The organism is Streptomyces sp. NBC_01477 (genome assembly GCF_036227245.1).
GTDB lineage: Bacteria > Actinomycetota > Actinomycetes > Streptomycetales > Streptomycetaceae > Actinacidiphila.
The window spans coordinates 178,063-196,888 of record NZ_CP109445.1; the positions used below are offsets into that span (position 1 = coordinate 178,063).

Annotated in this window: 11 protein-coding genes and 2 pseudogenes; 5 read left to right on the forward strand and 8 right to left on the reverse strand. The window is 68.9% G+C overall.

The genetic code is table 11. The annotated features are described in order from the left end of the window. Positions 1-258 precede the first annotated feature (258 nt). The 3 genes from trhA to OHA86_RS00835 all read left to right on the forward strand — a co-directional run bounded on the left by trhA (position 259) and on the right by OHA86_RS00835 (position 3,405). On the forward strand, positions 259-1,053 hold the full coding sequence (trhA, locus tag OHA86_RS00825; protein WP_329171506.1) for a PAQR family membrane homeostasis protein TrhA: 795 nt from the start codon (positions 259-261) through the stop codon (positions 1,051-1,053). A 208-nt stretch (positions 1,054-1,261) separates the two neighbouring features. Then, complete coding sequence (locus OHA86_RS00830) at positions 1,262-2,578, forward strand: PP2C family protein-serine/threonine phosphatase (RefSeq protein WP_443071600.1); 1,317 nt, start codon at positions 1,262-1,264, stop codon at positions 2,576-2,578. A 350-nt stretch (positions 2,579-2,928) separates the two neighbouring features. Further along, positions 2,929-3,405 (forward strand): Dps family protein, encoded by a 477-nt coding sequence (locus OHA86_RS00835; protein WP_443071601.1) that lies wholly within the window; start codon positions 2,929-2,931, stop codon positions 3,403-3,405. A 288-nt stretch (positions 3,406-3,693) separates the two neighbouring features. Here OHA86_RS00835 and OHA86_RS00840 read toward each other — a convergent pair whose 3' ends face one another. The 4 genes from OHA86_RS00840 to OHA86_RS00855 form a co-directional block, all read right to left on the reverse strand. After that, complete coding sequence (locus OHA86_RS00840) at positions 3,694-4,518, reverse strand: carbohydrate ABC transporter permease (RefSeq protein ID WP_329171510.1); 825 nt, start codon at positions 4,516-4,518, stop codon at positions 3,694-3,696. Further along, positions 4,515-5,462: a carbohydrate ABC transporter permease gene (locus tag OHA86_RS00845; protein ID WP_329182143.1), complete on the reverse strand. Its 948-nt coding sequence runs from the start codon at positions 5,460-5,462 to the stop codon at positions 4,515-4,517. The genes OHA86_RS00840 and OHA86_RS00845 overlap by 4 nt, the downstream gene beginning before the upstream one ends. 269 nt (positions 5,463-5,731) lie before the next feature. Next, on the reverse strand, positions 5,732-6,976 hold the full coding sequence (locus OHA86_RS00850; protein ID WP_329171512.1) for a sugar ABC transporter substrate-binding protein: 1,245 nt from the start codon (positions 6,974-6,976) through the stop codon (positions 5,732-5,734). Positions 6,977-7,037: 61 nt separating this feature from the next. After that, on the reverse strand, positions 7,038-9,002 hold the full coding sequence (locus OHA86_RS00855) for a glycoside hydrolase family 127 protein (RefSeq protein WP_329171514.1): 1,965 nt from the start codon (positions 9,000-9,002) through the stop codon (positions 7,038-7,040). Between the two features lie 265 nt (positions 9,003-9,267). On the opposite strand from OHA86_RS00855, the gene OHA86_RS00860 reads away from it, so the two are divergent. Then, positions 9,268-10,287, forward strand: a complete 1,020-nt coding sequence (locus OHA86_RS00860) for a LacI family DNA-binding transcriptional regulator (RefSeq protein WP_329171516.1) — start codon at positions 9,268-9,270, stop codon at positions 10,285-10,287. Positions 10,288-10,364: 77 nt separating this feature from the next. On the opposite strand, the gene OHA86_RS00865 is transcribed toward OHA86_RS00860, so the two are convergent. From OHA86_RS00865 to OHA86_RS35970, 3 genes and pseudogenes are all read right to left on the reverse strand, one after another. Beyond that, complete coding sequence (locus OHA86_RS00865) at positions 10,365-12,107, reverse strand: RICIN domain-containing protein (protein WP_329171517.1); 1,743 nt, start codon at positions 12,105-12,107, stop codon at positions 10,365-10,367. A 603-nt stretch (positions 12,108-12,710) separates the two neighbouring features. Next, positions 12,711-13,625, reverse strand: a pseudogene (locus tag OHA86_RS00870) (non-reducing end alpha-L-arabinofuranosidase family hydrolase); the annotation flags it as partial. 102 nt (positions 13,626-13,727) lie between these two features. Beyond that, positions 13,728-14,183: pseudogene (locus OHA86_RS35970) on the reverse strand (cellulose-binding domain-containing protein); the annotation flags it as partial. Positions 14,184-15,208: 1,025 nt separating this feature from the next. Between OHA86_RS35970 and OHA86_RS00875 the strand changes: the two are divergent. Continuing rightward, the gene (locus OHA86_RS00875; protein WP_329171519.1) at positions 15,209-17,071 is read left to right on the forward strand and encodes a cellulose binding domain-containing protein; all 1,863 of its coding nucleotides are present in this window, start codon (positions 15,209-15,211) and stop codon (positions 17,069-17,071) included. A 172-nt stretch (positions 17,072-17,243) separates the two neighbouring features. Here the strand turns inward: OHA86_RS00875 and OHA86_RS00880 are convergent, their stop codons facing one another. Beyond that, complete coding sequence (locus OHA86_RS00880) at positions 17,244-18,815, reverse strand: alpha-L-arabinofuranosidase B (protein WP_329171521.1); 1,572 nt, start codon at positions 18,813-18,815, stop codon at positions 17,244-17,246. Positions 18,816-18,826 lie beyond the last annotated feature (11 nt).

Below are 18,826 nucleotides of genomic sequence, written 5' to 3' on the forward strand. Positions count from 1 at the left end.
CGCACGATGGGCCGGCGGGCGAAACACTCGGCACCGCTCGGGGCTTCCTGCGCACCGCCGCGCCTGCCCGGGCGTTCGCCGGCCGGGGCACTTCCGCCGAAGCCGCATGCCGCATGCCGCCGAAGACCGACTCGAAGAAGCCCGGCGCATCACCAAAACGCTGCGTCACTCCGCGCCCCGCGACCGGGCCACCGCCTCAAGGGCTCCCCCCATCGGGCCGATTGCCACGATATGCGCTGGTTCTCATAATATGTGCGCATGATCGCCGAAGACCCCAAGCCACCGGCACCTGACCGTGGACCCCAGCGCGGACGCAGCACCACGACCGACGCTCTGCCCGCCCCCGGTGAACTGCCCGCCGGTACGTCCGCCCGGCGGCCGAATTCCGCGGCCCACCCGGACGGCGGGGCGGATCCGGTGGCAGCCCTGGTGAAGCCGAAGTTGCGCGGATGGCTGCACGCGGGCATGTTCCCGCTCGCACTGATGGGCGGCGTCGTCCTGGTCGTGCTGGCGCACTCGGCAAGCGTCGCCGCGGCGTGCTCGGTGTACGCGGCCTCGGCGCTGCTGCTGTTCGGTACGAGCGCGGTGTACCACCGCGGGGACTGGGGACCGCGGGGGGAGGCGGTTCTGCGCCGGCTGGACCACGCCAACATCTTCCTGATCATCGCCGGTACGTACACGCCCCTCGCGGCACTGCTGCTGCCCGAACGTCGGCAAGTGGTGCTGCTGTCCCTGGTGTGGGCCGGGGCCGCGGCCGGCATCGCGTTCCGCGTCTGGTGGATCAGGGCACCGCGCTGGCTCTACACCCTGTGCTACATCGCGCTGGGCTGGGCCGCGGTCTTCTACCTGCCCGCCTTCGCGCACACCGGCGGCACCGCGGTTGTCGCCCTCGTCATCACCGGCGGCCTGCTCTACACCGCGGGCGCCCTCGTCTACGGCCTCAAACGCCCCGACCCCTGGCCGCGCTGGTTCGGCTTCCACGAGGTCTTCCACGCACTCACCATCGCCGCCTTCGCAGCGCACTACACGGCCATCCTCCTGGCAGCCACATGACTGCTGTCCGGGGAGCACCGAAGCACCGGGCGCACGGGTACGGGCCCTGGCCGCACACGGCCCATAAGGGGCTGGGAGGCGGGGCCGCCGCATACCCGGGCCAGACCGGAGAGGCGCGTGATGCAATATGACCTGTCCTGGAGCCGACCCCGGTCTCTCACCCGTCCGGGACGGGGTCCTCGAAGCCATCGAACAGTGAGGAGCCGCCATGACACCGGAGGGACCGGACAGGAACAGCGGCGGTCCCTCCTGTCCTCCAGGCGGCGCAAGCCGCCAGACCAGGGCGACGACGCTGGCAGGGACACTGTCCGCGGCGGAGGCCGCAGCCCCCGTGGAGTCGCTCGATGTGGTCGCGCTCATGCTGAAGCAGCGTTTGGGGGCCGTGTCGGTGTCGTTCCTGATCACCGATTTCACCGGCAGCTCAGTCGTACGGCTCGGAGCCGCGGGCAGCATCGGGACCGGTGAGCCCGCCCGGCGCATTCGGCTGCGGGGCACCCTGTACGACGACGTGATCCGCACGCAGCAGCCGGCCACGGAGTCCGACGGCGAGGGGGCGCTGGTGCGGATCGTCGCTCCGGTGACGAACCGCGGGGACGCCATCGGGCTCCTTGAGCTGTTCCTGCCCGCGGCGCCTGACGCGGAGGTGATGCGGGAGATCAGCGAGACCGCACACGCGCTGGCGTACATCGTCATAGCGAACCGCTCGTTCACCGACGTGTACCAATGGGCCCGCCGCACCACCCCGCTGAGTCTGGCCGCGGAGATCCAGCACCGGCTGCTCCCGGCCTCGCTGGCGTGCGAGGCCGCGCAATTCGCGGTCGCCGGCGCCTTGGAGCCCGCCGACCACGTTGGCGGCGACACCTTCGACTACGTCATCGACCGGGACGCCGTCCAGCTCTCCGTGACCGATGCCATGGGGCACGACGTCGCCGCCGCGCTGCTCGCCACCCTCGTGGTGAGTGCCCTGCGCCGGGCCCGGCGGGCAGGCGCAAGCCTCCTCGAACAGGCCCTCCAGGCCGACCTGGCCCTGCGCGAGCACGGGCAGCGGGGCTACGTCACCGGCCAACTGCTGCGGATCAGCCTGCTCGACGGCGGGACCGAGTTCGTCAACGCCGGCCATCCCTGGCCGCTGCGGATGCGGGACGGCCACGTGCAGCAGATCGCTCCCGAGATCGATATGCCGTTCGGCGTCCGCATCCCCCACAGCTACCGGGTCCAGCGGCTCGACCTGCGGCCCGGAGACCGGCTGGTGATGCTGACGGACGGCATGCTGGAACGCAACGCCGCGGACCCGGACCTGTCGGACCTGATCGTCCGCACTCGCGTGCTGCATCCCCGCGAGGCCGCCCGTACCCTCATCGCGGCGATCGTCGACGCCAATCAGGCCCGTCTGAAGGATGACGCGACTGTCATCTGCCTGGACTGGCACGGCACCGGCCACTTTGAGCGGGACGCCGCCACCGGCGCCGACCTCACCAACGCGTCACAACCATCAGGGGTGAAAGGGGCCGCCCCAGGGCGATGACTCCTGGCGGGTCCGGTAGTGCCCCAGCAGCCGACCGGCGCGTCGTCGCCGGCGCATCCGACGCCGGCCCTTGGAGAGGCGGACGTCCACCCTGCGCAACCTGTCGCACCGCAAGGTACCCAGGGCTTCCAGGCAACCGTCCGGGTCGGCGGATGCGGATGCAGAAGGGCTCAGGACCCTTCACCCTTGGGTGTGAATTGAGGTGCATAAAGCGCCACAGGGGGCACAAGGAGATCCATAAGACGTCAGTTGAGGAAAGTGAGAGAGCCGTGCCTGCACGAAACCTTCCGAAATACACCGTTCCCGGGCTGAAGACGGAACAGGGTGCGGAGCTCATCAGTATCCTCCAGATGCGGCTGCACGCCCTGAACGACCTCCACCTGACGCTGAAGCACATCCACTGGAATGTCGTCGGGCCCCACTTCATCGCCGTCCACGAAATGCTCGATCCCCAGGTGGACCGAGTCCGTGCCATGGCCGATGATGTCGCGGAGCGCATCGCCGCACTCGGCGGGGTCGCCCTGGGCACCCCCGGCGCCCTGGTCGGCAACCGGACCTGGGACGACTACAGCATCGGCCGCCAGGACGCGATCGCCCACCTCGGGGCTCTCAACCTGGTCTACACCGGCGTCATCGAAGCCGTCCGCGAGGCGGTCGAGGCGACAGGTGAGATCGACCCGGCCACGGAGGATCTCTTGATCGGGCAGCTCCGCGACCTGGAGCAGTTCCAGTGGTTCGTCCGCGCGCACCTGGAGACCACCGGCGGCACTCTGCTCACCGACGGTGCCAAAACCGAGAAGGGCGCCGCCGACAAGGCGTCCGGCTGACCGGCCCGGCCGGCCGTCCAGCCCACACGAACCCTCCAGCCGCCCATGTGACCCGGCGGCACCGCAGCCGCCCCGGTGCACGAGGCCGGCCGCTGACACGATGGAGGAGTGCCACCGGTGTGCCGGTGGCACTCCTCGGCGGTTGCCCCGCCAGGCCGCTCCGGGCGGATCCCGGCGAAGCCCCCTTCGAAGCCATGTCGGCCAGGGTCTGCTCGACACCGGCCTGCGTCCATGTGGGCCCGTTCCCCAGCGGGCGCCCGGGTCAGCCGGTCGGTCCGCTCCTCGGCGTCAGTCTTTGACCGCTCCCGCGGTGACGCCGGCGGCGACGTAGCGCTGGGCGACGACCAGCAGGGCGGCCGCGGGGATGGAGGCCACGACGGCGGTGGCCATGATGGCGTTCCACTCCTGGTTGTTGTTGCCGATGTATTTGTAGATGCCGAGCGTGATGGGGCGCATCCCGCCGCCGCTGTCGAGGGTGTTGGCGAACACGAAGTCCGACCAGGCCCACAGGAAGCTGAACAGCGAGACCGTCACGACCGCGTTGCGTGAGACCGGGAGGACGACGGACGTGAAGGTGCGCCAGGCGTTGGCGCCGTCGACCTTGGCCGCGGAGATCAGCTCGTCCGGTATCCCGGACATGAAAGCGGTGAAGATCATCACGCCGAAGGGCACGGCGATGGTGGAGTCGGCCACGACCAGTCCCCACCAGGTGTTCATGATGCCGAGGTTGAGAAAGATGCCGTAGAAGCCCATCGCCATCACGATCCCGGGGATCATCTGGGCGATCAGCAGCACCAGTCCGACCAGGCCTCCGCCGCGCGGGCGGAGCTTGGCCATCGCGTAGCCGGCCGGCGCGGACAGCACCAGGGTCAGCGCGACGGTGCCCAGACCGATCAGCAGGCTCACCCACAGGTAGGGCAACTGGTCGTCGAGGACGGCCCGGTAGCCGGTGAAGGTGGGGTGCAGCGGGAGCAGGTCCGGCGGGCTCTTGCGCATGTCCTGCTGCGGGGTGAGCGAGACGTTGACCATCCAGTAGACCGGGAAGAGCATGACCGCGGTCAGGACGACGCCGATGACGGTGTTGCGGCGGGAGCGGAACACGCGGGATGTCATGCCGGCTGGCTCCTTTGGAGGCGGATGTAGAACAGGCCGAAGACCAGGGCGGTGACGATGAGGATGTTGCCGACCGCGGCTCCGGGGCCGAACTGCGGCAGCAGCGATCCGAAGCCGAAGCGGTAGGACCAGGTGGACAGGGTGGTCGACGCGTCGCCTGGGCCGCCCTTGGTCATGATCCAGATCAGGTCGAAGACCTTGAGGGTGTAGATCAGGCCGAGCAGTACGGTGACGGCCGAGACCGGCCGCAGCAGCGGGAAGGTGATGCGCCGGAACTGCTGCCAGCCGCTCGCGCCGTCCAGCGAGGCGGCCTCGTAAAGCTCGGCGGGGATGTTCTGCAGGCCGCTGTGGAGGATGACCAGGTTGAACGGGACGCCGATCCAGATGTTCGCGATGATCACCGAGGTCAGTGCCCAGTGCGGCGAGGTCAGCCAGTCCACCTCGCCGATGCCGGTCAGATGCAGGGCGTAGTTGACCACGCCTGACTCGCTGTTGAGCATCCACGACCACGTCGAGGCCGACACGATCAGCGGCAGCAGCCACGGGATCAGGAACAGCGCGCGCAGTGTCGGGGCGAGACGGAAGCCGCGGTGGAAGAACACCGCGAGCCCGAGCCCGAGGACGTACTGGAAGAGGATCGACACCAGCGTGAAGACCATCGTGTTGCGCAGGGCGGTGCCGAACGTCGGATCGTCGATCACCTGCCGGAAGTTGTCCCAGCCGGAGAAGGGCGCATCGCCCTGTACGAACGACCGCACCGTGTAGTGCCGCAAGGACAGGTCGAGGTTGCGGTACAGCGGATAGGCGTAGAACGCCCCCAGGTACACGATGACCGGCGCCAGGAACCCCCAGGCGGCCAGCTGTGAGGTCCTGCGACCATGACGGCCCGGGGCTGTGTGGCGTGGCCGGGAGCGCGCCTGCTCGCGACCGGTCCCGGGCTCCATCGGCGGCAACGGGATTCCGTCGACGTGGACGGTGGACATATGTACTCCTCCATCTGTGGGCTGCCCGGGCGGACCGCGATCCCGCCCGGGCACGTACCGTCGCCGTCCCGGTACACGGGGAGGCGCGGGAGGCGCGGGAGGCCGGAACGGTGCCGGTTCCGCCGTGCCGCCGGGACGGGCGGCGGCACGGCGGGGTCTCATTCATCGGATACCGGGCCGGGACAGCCCTGCACCCGATGGCGCACACGCCGGCGCGGGGGCCGGATCGGTCAGTCCTTGTGGCTGTCAGCCGCGGACTGCGCGGCTTTCAGCGCCGCCTGCGGACTCTTGCTCCCGGAAAGCGCCGACTGCACCGCCGTCCACAACTGCTGGGAGATCACCGGATAGCGCACGCCCAGGCCGTCGCTGGTCCGCCCACGGGCGGCCGCCACTGCCTCTGTCCAGGGCTTCAGTTCCGGGTCGGCGGTGGTCTGCCGGCTCTGCACCACGCCGGTGGGGGCGATGTAGGACAAGGTGGTGTCGGTCGCCAGCAGGTTCGGGCTGTCGGTCAGGCAGGCGACGATCTTCGCCGAGACCTTGTACCGTGCCGTGTCCTTCTGCACCGGCACCGTCACGAACTCTCCCCCGGTCGGCGCCGGAGCGGCGCCCCCGGCGCGGGCGGGGATGCTGATCACACCGTAGGGGAAGCCGGTCTTCTTGGCGTTGGCAAGTTGCCAGGTGCCGTTCTCCCCGAAGGCGTACTGGCCGGTGGCGAACTCCTGCCAGCTGGTGGTCTGGGTGTTGCTCAGCACGTCGTTGGGAGCCAGTCCCTGGGAGACCCAGTTCTTCCACAGCGTCAGTGCGGCCTGCCCGTCGGAGTTGTCCAAGTGGGTCAGGTCGCCCTTGGCGCCCCAGAACCAGGGCAGGAACTGGAAGCTGCCCTCCTCGGTGCCGATCGCGGAGAAGGTGATGCCCTTCCTGCCCGCGGCCTTGACCTTCTGCAGTGCCGCGGTCAGGGAGTCCCAGTCCTTGACCGAGGCAGGGTCGACGTGGGCGGCGTCGAGTACGTTCTTGTTGTAGTACAGCGCGAGGGTGTTGGCCCCGATGGGGATGCCGTAGGACGAACCGTCCAGGGTGCCGGCGCCGATGATGTTGGCCTGGATCGACGTGGTCGACACACCGACGTCGCTCATCTTGTTGAGGATCTCGGCCTGCACCAGGGTGGACACCACCGGGTTGTCCACGAGCATCACGTCAGGGGCGTTGCCCTGCTGGGCCGCAAGCAGGGCCTTGTTGCCCAGCTCGGTGGTGTCGTACGCGGTGCGCTTGACGTTGACGCCCGCTTTGGTGCCGCACGCCGCGACCAGCTTCGCCCACGCCGAGGAACCGTCGAACTGCGGGTAGGGGTCCCAGAAGGTGTAGGTCCCCGACGCGGCGGACGAGGACGAGCCGCCGCCGGAGCCGCCGCAGGCGGTGACCCCGGCCAGAGTGGTACAGGCCGCGACGGCAGCGATGGCGAAGCGTGTGTGTCTCATGGTGATCCTTGGCTGGTTCGTGACCGGTCGATGAGAATGAGCGCGAGCGGGAGGCTGCGGCCTAGCCAGTGGGTATCCACACCCGCATGGGTCCGCCGTGCCGGTTGGCCCAGGCGTAGTAGGGGACGGCGGTCAGGGCCACCGCCAGGTCCTGGGACGTGGTGTGCCGAGCGGAGGTGCGATCCGGCCCGTCGAGATCGCGGTAGGGCCACCAGCCGCAGTCGGGTGGGGTGCGCCGGTACCCTGCGGCCGTCACCGTGATGACGCCGCCCAGTAGTTCGGGGCGTGGCTCCGCCAGAAGCGGCCGGGTGGTGTCGATGACGACGTCGTCCAGCCCACCAGGGTTGTCGACGCCCTCCAGGCAGTACACGAGTGGCCCGCGTTCGACGGCGACGCAGCCGCGGACGGCGTCGACGCGGGGGTGGGCCGCCACCAGCCGCGGTGCGGTGGCCAGTTCGAGCGTGACCTCGTCACCCGGGGTCCACCGTCCCTCCAGCCGCAGCCAGCCGGCGTCCACGGTGGCGGGCGCGGCTTCCGATCCCGTCACCGAGATCCGGTGGCCGGTGGACCACTGGGGGATGCGCAGGGACAGGGTCCACGGCCTGTCCAGGGGACACTCTTCAATGGTGAGCCGCACGGTTCCCGACCAGGGATAGTCCGTGTGAGCGCTCACAACAAGCGGGTCACCGGCCATGTCGCCGGCGTATCGGCCGGTGGCGTACTGGTGGACCTGCAGGCCGCCCGCATCGGTGGAGGCGATGTAGTGCTCCAGGCTGGCGAGCAGCCGCATGACGTTGGGCGGGCAGCAGGCGCAGCGGAACCACCGGGTCCTGCGGGAGGACTGGTCGCCGCCGGTGTCGGTGTGGCCGTCGCGGACCTGGAGCGGATTGACGTACAGCCAGCTCGCGCCGTCCAGCGAGACTCCGGCGAGGAAGCCGTTGAAGAGTGTGCGCTCGATCAGGTCGCTGTAGCGGGCCTCCCCGGTGAGCAGCGCCATCCGCCAGCTGAAGTGCACAGATGCGACGGCGGCGCACGTCTCGCAGTAGGCACGCTCGTTCGGAAGTTCGTACGGGTCGCCGAAGTCCTCCTCGTCGTGATGGGCGCCGAGTCCGCCGGTGATGTGGGTCTTGGTGGCCACCATGGCCGCCCACAGCCGCTCGCACGCCGCCAGCAGTCCGGCGTCCCCGGTCTCCGCGGCCAGGTCCGCGGCACCGGCCAGCAGGTACAACTGGCGCACCGCGTGGCCCTCGACGTTCTCCTGGACTCGCAGCGGCGTCCGGTCCTGGCAGTACGCTTCACCGCCGAGCAGGCCGTGGCCGTGGCGTTCCACGAAATAGCCCGCCAGATCCAGGTAGCGCCGCTCTCCGGTCTCCCGGTACAGCTCGACCAGCGCCGTCTCGACCTCGGGGTGGCCGTCGAAGCCGTCGATCTGCCTACCGCGGCCGAAGACGGAGTCCAGGTGGTCGGCGAACCGGACCGCCACGTCCAGCAGTTCCTTGCCGCCGGTCGCCCGGTGGTGGGCGACCGCGGCCTGGATGAGGTGACCGGCGCAGTACAGCTCGTGCCCCCAGCGCAGGTCCTCGTAGCGGCGGCCGTCCGCGGTCACCTGGAACCAGGTGTTCAAATAGCCGTCGGGCTGCTGGGCATCCGCGACCAGCGCGATGATCCGATCCACATCGGCGGCCAACCCGGGCGTGGCAGCCGAGCCGGCCTCGACAGGAGCGGCCGACGCGCCGAGCTGCCAGGCGGCGGCCTCCAGCCACTTGTAGACGTCGGAGTCCATGAAGGGCAGGTCGCCCCTGATAGCTCCTTCGGCCGTGCCTGCCGCCAGCCGCAGGTTCTGCAGGTTCCCGGCCGACTCCAGCAGGTCCGGCCCCTGCGGAATCCCGACACGGGCGTTGACCTCACGGCGGCCATGCCAGAAACCGCCCGTGATGTCGGCCGCCGCAACGGGACGCAGGGCGCCCCCGGGCCCCGGCCGCACGGGCCCGGCAGGGCCAGGTGATGTCGGTTTGCTCTGGGACATGGATCTCCCCTGGAATGTACGGTCGGGCGAAGGATGCCGTTCCGGCCGGCGACACCGCGGGTCACGTCCGCGCGGATGCACCGGCCGTCGACGGATCGGCCCGCGCTCAAGATGAGCAACGGTTTTCTTGAACGAAACCTAGGGACGCCCGGCGAGGCCGTCAAGACCTCTCACGCGCTCACTGTCCGGTCTCACATGAGACTTGGGATACCGGCCGACTACTGGCAGGATGAATGCTGGCCTGAAAATGAGAAAAGGATTGTCCGTGACAGAGACTGATCGGCGCCCGCGTCCGGGGCGGGTGACACTGACGGATGTGGCCGTGGTGGCGGGCGTCAGCGTGGGTACGGCGTCCAAGGCGCTGAGCGGCAACGGCCGTATGCGTCCTGAGACCCGCGATCGGGTGCTCGAGGCGGCACGGCGCCTGGACTTCCAGCCCAACGAGCAGGCCCGGGCGCTGCTGGCAGGGCGTACCTGGACGGTGGGACTGATCACCACCGACGGAATCGGCCGTTTCAGCACGCCGGTGCTGCTCGGCGCGGAGGACGCGCTCGGCGCCGGCAAGATCTCCGTCCTGCTGTGCGACACCCGTGGCGACGCGATCCGCGAACGCCACTACGTGCAGACCCTGCTGGCCCGTCGGGTGGACGGCATCATCGTCACCGGACGGCGTACGGACCCCAGGCCGCCGCTGCGGGGCCTGCAGGACGTCCCGACCGTCTACGCGCTGGCCCCGTCGGAGGATCCCGCGGACATGTCGGTGGCCAGCGACGACGAGGGCGGGGCCCGGCTGGCCGTGGAGCACCTGATCGGCTCGGGGCGGCAGCGCATCGCACACGTGTCCGGCCCGGCCCACCACGCGGCGGCCCGTCTGCGCGCGGGGCTCACCCAGGACCTGCTCGCCCGTGCAGGCCTCGAACTCTCCGGCGGGCAGGTGTACTTCGGCGACTGGAGCGAGGCCTGGGGACGGCGAGCCGCCCGAAGCGTACTTCGCGCCGCGCCGGGAACCGACGCTTTCTTCTGCGGGAACGACCAGATCGCCCGAGGCGTCACCGACACGCTCCGCGAGGAAGGACGGCACGTTCCCGACGACACCGCCGTCATCGGCTACGACAACTGGGACACCATGGCGCTTGCCTCGCGTCCCCCGCTCACCACGATCGACATGAACCTGGGCGAGATCGGCCGCATCGCCGCCCTGCGGCTGCTGGACGCCATCGACGGCACGACGGCCGGCGGTGTCCGGACCGTTCCCTGCCAGTTGGTCATCCGTGATTCCGCTTGACACCCGGCCGGTTGCCCCGTGGGCTTCGGGGGCGACCGGCCGGGCTGATTCATCGACTCGGAGCCGGCGACCGGATGTCAGCGTGCGGTGAGCTTCCACAGATGGTCGGCGGTACCGTTGTCATCCCACTGCAGGACCTGGGCGCCGCTGCTGGTGCTCATGTTCTGCACGCCCAGCAGCAGGTGGCTGTTGCTGTTGACGATCTTGTAGTAGCCGGTGCCGTCGGGCACGGCACTCCACAGGTGGTCCGAGGTTCCGTTGTCGCCCCAGATCAGCGCCGTGCCGCCGTCCGAAGTGCCGGCGTCGGTGATGCCGAGCAGCAGACCGCTCGCCTGGTTGCGGATCTTGTAGAGACCGGAGCCGGCGGACACCAGGCTCCAGGTCTGGGTGGACGAGGAGCTGAGGGTGGCCTGGTCGACCAGAGTGCCCTGGGCGGTGCCCCTGTTCTGGGTGTCGAGCGCGAGTCCGCTGTTTTTGTTGGTGATGAGGTAGTTGCCGTCCAGGGTGGTGGATCCGCCCCCGGTTCCCGGCGTGATCACCAGGTGGTACCCGTCAGTGGTGTTGGTGGTCACCGGGACGGTGATGGAGCCGTTGTTCACCGTGTAGTTGGAATCGGACAGGGTGATCGGCCCTGACACCGCGGTGGTGCGGCCACGCGACGGTGTGTACTCGACCTTGACGTGCGCGGTCGACCCGAAGGCCGGGAGCGAGTTCAGGCCGTTCACAGTGACGGCGGAGTCGCCGGACCCGCCGCCGAAGACGACGTCGACCTCGTTGCCCGCGCTGTTGCGGGACGCCGCTCCGTCGATGCCGGTCTGCGCGGGCGCGGTGGTGGTGAGCATCGAGCCGCTCATGTCGGCGTACCACCTGTACAGCCAGTAGGCGCCGTTGGGACTGCCGCCCTGGCCGGTCAGCAGGTCGCCGAGCGCTCCGGACTGGTTCCAGAAGGCCAGTTCGGCATCGTGGACGCCCAGCCGCTCGAACTTGGCGACGTAGCCCACCAGGGCACCCGGGATGCCGACCTCGGAGGGGGCTGCGTACTCCTCGATGGCGATCGGCCGCGGGCTGATGCCGTACTTGTTCTCCAGCGCGGTGACGGTGGCGACGTCGCCGGCGATCTTGGAGGAGCGGATCAGCTCGTGCCAGGCGATGATGTCCGGCACGGTGTTGGTGGCGACCGCGTTCTTCAGGAAGTTGTCCATGTCGCTGATGTTGTCCGAGAAGCTCGGGCCCTGGATCGGCGTCGTGGAGTCCTTCGAGCGGATCTCGCGGTAGGTCCTGGTCCAGAAGTCCTCGAAGGTGCCGTTCTGGGAGAGCCAGGTGTTGTCGGACTCGTTCCACGGTGCGTAGGCGGCGAGGTTGGTGATCCCCGCGGCCTTGGTTTTGGCGATCTGGTCGTCGACCACGCTCAGCCAGTTGCTCCAGCTGAACTGGTACGGCCAGCCCGCGTAGTAGTCGGACAGCCGGTTGACGACCTTCGCGCCCGCCCTGGCGGCCTTCGGTGCGACAACCAGGATGTCACCCGAGCCCTGCTGGTGTCCGCCGGCGGGCATCTGCACGAATGTGTTCGGCTTGATCGCCTGCACCAGGTTGTCGGCCGGCGCGCTGGCGTTGGCGAGTCCGTACAGCGAGCCGGTCGCGACATGGGTGACCGGCCGCAGGACCTGGTTGGCGTTGACCACGAGGGTGGTGGACGGGGTCGGTGCCGCTTGGGCGGGGGCGCCGAGGAACGCGGTCGAGACCACGCCCAGCGCTGCGGCTCCCAGACCGAGGGTGCGGCCCAGCGGCCGCCTTGGCTGGAGATGCGCGAATCCACGCATGGCGAAATGCCCTCCTGAGGAGTTGGGGTGATGCCGTGCAACCGGTAGCGCCGTCGACACCAGCGCCCCGCCCGTCCTGCGGTGCCTGGTTCGGCCGGCCTACGTCATGTGCGCTCTGCGCAATCGAGCAAACGGTTTTCCAGCGGATACCGTAGGACCGGCCGAATCCCGGGTCAAGGGAGCACGCAAGGCCACCGCTCCCTGCGGATACCGCGATTGGCTCCGCGCGGAGCGGACGACGAGCGCCGAGAAGACGTTTTCCTCAACCGATGCGCAGGCCGGATCAACCGGGCACCGGGTCAACGCGGAGGGACAGGAGAGAATCGCCGATGACGTTGCGGCACTCGATGAGGAGTTGCAGGCGCTTCGGCGCGATCGGGATGTGCTGCTGAATGTGCAGCGAGCACTGGGCGGCGAGGACGCCGGAATCCCGGTCGGGACCGGGGTCGCACGGCTTCCCGGGCAGCGGTCGGCCACTTCCCGGTCCGCTCCGTCGCCGCGCAAGCAGGCCGCCACCACTCAGGCCGGCAAAGGTCCGCTGGGGAGAGGGGCCCTGGCGGGCGTACAGCCGGGCCCCTCGGTCGGTGGGTACGGTCCGGTGGGTCAGTGCTGCAAGGTCAGGACCCCCGGCCGCCAGGGCAGTTGGTCGTAGGAACCGCTTGCGTTGGGGTTTTTGCCCTGGTAGAGGAACTGGAGGTTGCAGGGGTCGATGGTCATGGTCTGGTCGGGGTTGTTGCGGACGAGGTCGCCGTGGCTGATGTCGTTGGTCCAGGTGGCGCCGCTGTTGGCCTTGCCGGCGAAGGGGTTGCTCTCGCTGGCGGCCTGCGGGGTCCACGAGCCGCTCAGGCTGGATGCCGTGTAGGAGCGGAAGTACCGGCCGTTGGCGCCTATCGCCTCCACGATCATGAGGTACTGGCTCTGGCCCTGGACCTTGTAGACCTGCACGGCTTCGAAGAGGTTGTTGGTGGAGTCGCTCATGACGGTGGTGTAGTTGGAGCCGAAGCTGCCGGGGAAGTTCCCGATCGGCATGCTCGCCCGGTAGATCTTCCCGTTGTCACCGGCGAAGAACAGGTACATGTTCTGGCCGTCCCCGATCAGCGTCTGATCGATCGGACCGGTACCCGAGCCGGAGATGCTCCCGGTGAACAGCGCCTGCGGCGCCGACCAGCCGTTGGGGTTCGTCGGATCGCTCGACGTACGGTAGATGAAGGGCCACGCGCCCCACTGGTAGGCCAGCACCCAGATGTTCTTCGGCGCGAAGTAGAACAGGGTGGGTGCCACCGTGGACTGGCTCATCCCGGTCTGGCCGGCCGAGGCCATGTCCGACCAGTTGGTGAAGGGGCTGAATGCCATCGAACCGTAGGACGATCCGTTGACGTTCGAGGCGTAGACCAGGTGCTTGCCGTTGTACACCACGTTGGTGAAGTCCTTCAGCGAGACCCACCCGTTCGCCGGCTGCGCCAGCGCACCTGTCGACGACCACCGGTACGTGGACGGAAGAGAGCACGTACCACCCGACGTCGGCGGGGTGGTGGGGGGCGTCGTGGGCGGAGTGGTCGGGGGCGTCGTCGTCGGTGTGGTCGGCGGGGTGGTGGTGACGGCGCCCGTGCAGGCCGTGCCGTTGAGCGTGAAGCCGGTGGGGACGGGATTGGTGGAACCGTAGGCGCCGTTGAAGCCGAAGTCGGTGGACGCGCCGGTGGCCAGACTGCCGTTCCAGGAGGTGTTGGTCACCGTGACTTGGCTGCCGGTCTGGGTGTAGGAGCCACTCCACAGCTGCGTGATGGTCTGTCCGCCGGCGAAGGCCCAGGAAAGCTGCCAGCTTGTGACCGGCGCACCGAGATTGGTGATGCTCACGTTCGCACCGAAGCCACCGGGCCAGTCGTTCGTGACGCTGTAGTCGACCTGGCAGCCGCTGGCGGCCTGCGCCGATGTTGCCACGATTGAGACCCCGGCAGCAGCCAGCACCATGGCGAGCAGGGCGATCGGCAGCGACCTGTAGCGTCTGAACATATCTCTCCGTTTCACAGAACACGCTCCTCGAGTAACGAGCCATGAGAGGATTGATTGCGCTAACATCCGTCGGATGCCGCTTCGGCCTGTCCATGCGTCCAGGCAGCCCGGTTCTGCGGACCGGCGTAAGCAGGATCCAGGTGCGGGCCGCGACAGCCCGGCCGGATAGTGGAATCACCTGCGGGGCGACGGCCAGGCCGTCCGGCGAGAGCACCCGCGATGAGGACGGGCGCACACGATCGCGATCATGGAACCTCCAGCAGCGTGAAGCAGCGGTTACCTGTCAGGTACGCGCGAACCGCTAGGAGGGGCGATCTGCGAAAGTGAAGCCAAGGCCGGACCCGCACTTGTGGCGGCGAGGCAGCCTTCCCGCACTCGGCGTCCGATCCGGCAACCGGTCAGCTGCGGCGGGTTGTGGAGAGCAAGGTAAGCAGACCGTTCCACCGGGCGTCAATGACAGCGGGAAGGCTCGCCTGCCGCGGCCACTGGGACTTGACAGGCCGCCGCGACAGGGGTTGACATCACACAACCCTGGGTGCAGGCTGCCGTCGTCAGAACTGACCCGCATCCCATGGACCGGCATCCGTGGAAACCTGTTAGCGCTAACAGTCTCACCCTCGCGCCGCCTTGCCCACCCCCACCGCAAGGAGAAGTCCGCGTGCTCACCCGATTCCCGCGCCCGCCCGGAAGGCACAACGGTCGGCACCGGTCGGTCCGCGTCCGCCGCTGAACCCCTCGTCCGCGGTGTCACCGAGCGAGCCGGACTCGCCGGTCCCGCGTGAAGAGCATGCGCCGACGGCCGATGCCGCAGGCAGCCCCGACTCCGCAGGACGGCATCTCCCAGGCGCACGCGCGCAAGCCACCCTCCTTACGCGCGTCACCGGTGACCGTGAACTCCCCACGGCGCAGCCGGACGTTCGACCGGCCGACGCGTCGAACGCTCGAGCAGCTCGGTTCGCCGTCGCCGCGCCAGGGCGCTGCCTGCTGATCACTCCCCCCACCAAGCTCAGGAGAGAGCCATGACACCACGGCAGGACGAAGCGAAGACCGCAGGGCCCGGGTCCCCGAGCCGGAGAGCCGTGCTGGCGACCATGGGGGCTCTGCCCGTCCTCGCGATGGCGATGCCGTCCTCCAGCGCGACGGCCGCGGCGGCTGCCGCCGTGACCGTGGACCCGTCCGCGCGGCGGCAGACGATCCGGGGCTTCGGCGGCATGAACCATCCCGCCTGGGCCGGCGACCTGACAGCCGCCCAGCGGGATACGGCGTTCGGGAACGGCACGGGACAGCTGGGCTTCTCCATCCTGCGCATCCACGTCGACGAGAACAAGGCGAACTGGGGCGCCGAGGTGGCGACAGCACAGCGGGCCGTCGCTCAGGGGGCGATCGTCTTCGCCTCGCCCTGGAATCCGCCGGCCACCATGGTCGAGACGTTCACCCGTGGAAGCCAGACCAACGCCAAGCGGCTACGGCATGACAGCTACGCGGCCTACGCGCAGCACCTGAACGACTTCACCCAGTTCATGAAGAGCAACGGGGTGGATCTGTACGCCATCTCGATCCAGAACGAGCCCGACTACGCCCAGGACTGGACGTGGTGGACGTCGAGCGAGATCGTCACCTTCCTGCGGAGCAACGCCGGCTCGATCAGCACCAGGGTCATCGCGCCGGAGTCGTTCCAGTACGTCAAGAACATGTCGGACCCGATCCTCAACGACTCCACGGCCCTTGCCAACCTGGACATCCTCGGCGCCCACCTCTACGGCACGGCGTTCTCGGACTTCCCGTACCCCCTCTTCCAGCAGAAGGGGCAGGGCAAGGAACTGTGGATGACGGAGGTCTACTACCCCAACAGCACGGACTCCGCGGACCTGTGGCCCGCGGCACTCGGCGTCGGGGAGCACATGCACCACGCGATGGTGGACGCCGAGTTCCAGGCGTACGTGTGGTGGTACATCCGGCGCAGCTACGGACCCCTGCGCGAGGACGGGCAGATCAGCAAGCGCGGCGCGATCATGGCGCATTTCTCGAAGTTCGTCCGCCCCGGGTACGTGCGCATCAACACGGCATCGAACCCGCAGACGAACGTCTACACCTCCGCTTACACCGGTGGCTCGACAGTGGTCATCGTCGCGGTCAACAAGGCCACCAGCGCGGCGAGCCAGCAGTTCACCCTGGCGAACACCACACCGTCCGGCGTGGCCTCCTACGTCACCGACGCCAGCAGGACCCTCGCGTCCCTGAGCGGGCCCAGCCTGAGCAACGGCACCCTGACCGCCGCGCTTCCCGCGCAGAGTGTGACCACCTTCGTCATCACCGTGGGCGCCTCCGGCGGGACCGACACCACACCGCCCACCACGCCCGGTACCCCGACAGCCAGCGGCGTCACCACCACCTCCGTCACGCTGAACTGGGCGGCCTCCACCGACAACACCGGCGTGACCGGCTACGACGTGGTCCGCCTCAGCGGCAGCACCGAAACCGCCGCCGCGTCCTCCACCACCGCCGGAGCCACCGTCACCGGACTGACCGCCGGCACCGCCTACACCTTCGCGGTGTACGCACGCGACGCGGCCGGCAACCGCTCGACCCGCAGCAGCACCGTCACCGTCACCACGTCCGCCGGCACCTCGACAGGCGGCTGCGGGGTCGGATACCAGGTGACGGGAAGCTGGAGCGGCGGCTTCCAGGGCGAGATCGTCATCCACAACACCGGGAGTGCCGCCCTCGACGGCTGGACCCTCACCTTCTCCTTCACCGCCGGCCAGACCATCACCCAGATGTGGGGAGGCACCCCCGGACAGGACGGCGGCACCGTGACCGTGACCCCGGTGGACTACACCCGCGCCATCCCCGCCGGCGGCTCCGTCAGCGTGGGCTTCCTCGCCAACCAGGGCAGCACCAACCCCGCCCCGACCTCCTTCACACTCAACGGCGGCACCTGCGCGACAGCCTGACGGCGCTCAGGCCGCGACCAGTCGCCTGGGCCGGTGCCGACCCCGCAGGAGCCAAGGGCACAGCCCTTGGCTCCGGGAAGGGGCTCGCCGGGTCTGATGAGCCGGCGAGCCGCGCCGCCGGGCCTGTGTCCGGCGGCGCGGCCTTCGATCGGAGCGGACGCTGATCCGGGTGTCAGGACCAGGGGGTGGCGACGTTCCAGCTGGTGTCGTCGTTCCAGGAAGTGGTGGCGTCGAACGTGTTCGAGCCGCCGTTGGAGGCGATGTAGACGGTGTAGTCGTAGTGCCGTAGGTACCGGTTGGTGTAGTTCGCCGACTGGAAGGAGTATCCCTGGCCGTTGTGCCCGGACTGCGGGCAGAATGTGGCGTCCTGCGTGAACGTCGAGGAACCGTCGTTGCCCGCGAGGTGCAGTTGGTAGTTCTGGTGGCGCAGGTACTGGCCGGACTTGTTCGCCGACTCGAACGATACGCAGGAGCCGTTGGCCAAGCCGGCTCGGACGATCCAGGTTGCGTCGCCCTTGTCGGTGGACGAGGACGACGAGGAGACACCCGCGATGACCACGTTGGTGTCATTGTCGTCGTGCTTGATGTAGTCCGCGGTGCAGCAGGAAGTGGTGGCCTGCAGGGAGATCCGGGAGCCGGGCGTCAGGGTGCCGGGGTTGCCGCCGCCCGAGCTGGTGCCGCCGTAGTTGACGGAGTTGATGTTGGCCTGGACGGCGTTCTCGGTGGCGTCCGACGGGTAGCCGGAGGTCATGACGCCTTCGTAGAAGGTGCCCTGGGCGCCCTTGCTGTTGTCGCCGCCGATGCCGAGGATGATGGCGCCCTGCTTCTTCATCGGGTTGTAGCCCGAGACGTTGGGACGTACCCCGTTGTAGAAGGTGGACAGGCCGCCGGACTGGGCGTTGCCGCCGCGGATGGCCCAGTGGTTGGGCTCGCCCTTGACGATCGCGGTGGTGTAGCGGTAGTTGACCGTCGGGTCACCGGAGTTGAGGTGCTGGTTGACGCCGGAGAACAGGCCGTTCTCCAGGTCGGCCATGATCCACGGGCCGTTGCCCGAACCGTAGCCCCAGACCTTGATGTTGCCGAAGTAGATCGCTTCCATCGTGCCGTTGCCGTCGTCGTTGTTGTTCGTCTCGGCATTGCCGTAGTCGAAGCAGCAGCCGCCGTTGTAGTGCGTGCCGTCGAAGATCGCGTACATCCCCTCCGGACTGTCACCCGTGGCGATGCCGTTGGTGTTGTCGTTGCGGTAGCCCGTGCCGGGCGCGATGTACACGCCGTAGGCCTTGTGGCCGCCCACCGTGGTCGGTGCGGCAGTGGCGTCACTCAGGTTGTCCGGGCCGCCGGCCGCACCGCCACCGGGTGCCTGGGTCAGGTCGTTGCCGCGCCCGGACTGGTCGTAGATCCGCGTGATGACGCAGGCCGTACCGGAGCAGAAGGAGTCCTGCGCGGACGCGTCGGGGTAGCCGCCCGCGGTCGTCGGGCTGAAGCTCTTGTACGTGTTGTCCGACGAGCGCCTGACCTGGTAGAGCGGGCCGGCGTAGGAGCTGTACAGCGCACGGGTGGTGCTGTGCGCGGCCACGCAGGGCGTACCGCCGGAGGCGTAGATGTCGCACGGCAGGGAGCCCGCCGCCTGCGAGGCGTGCGAGCCGCCGGCCAGGACACCGGCGATGAGCGCGAGGACGGCGGCAGCCGCCAGGACGTATTTTCTGAACTGCCGCTGGAACAGGACGGTCAGTGGTGCGGACACCGGGTTCTCCT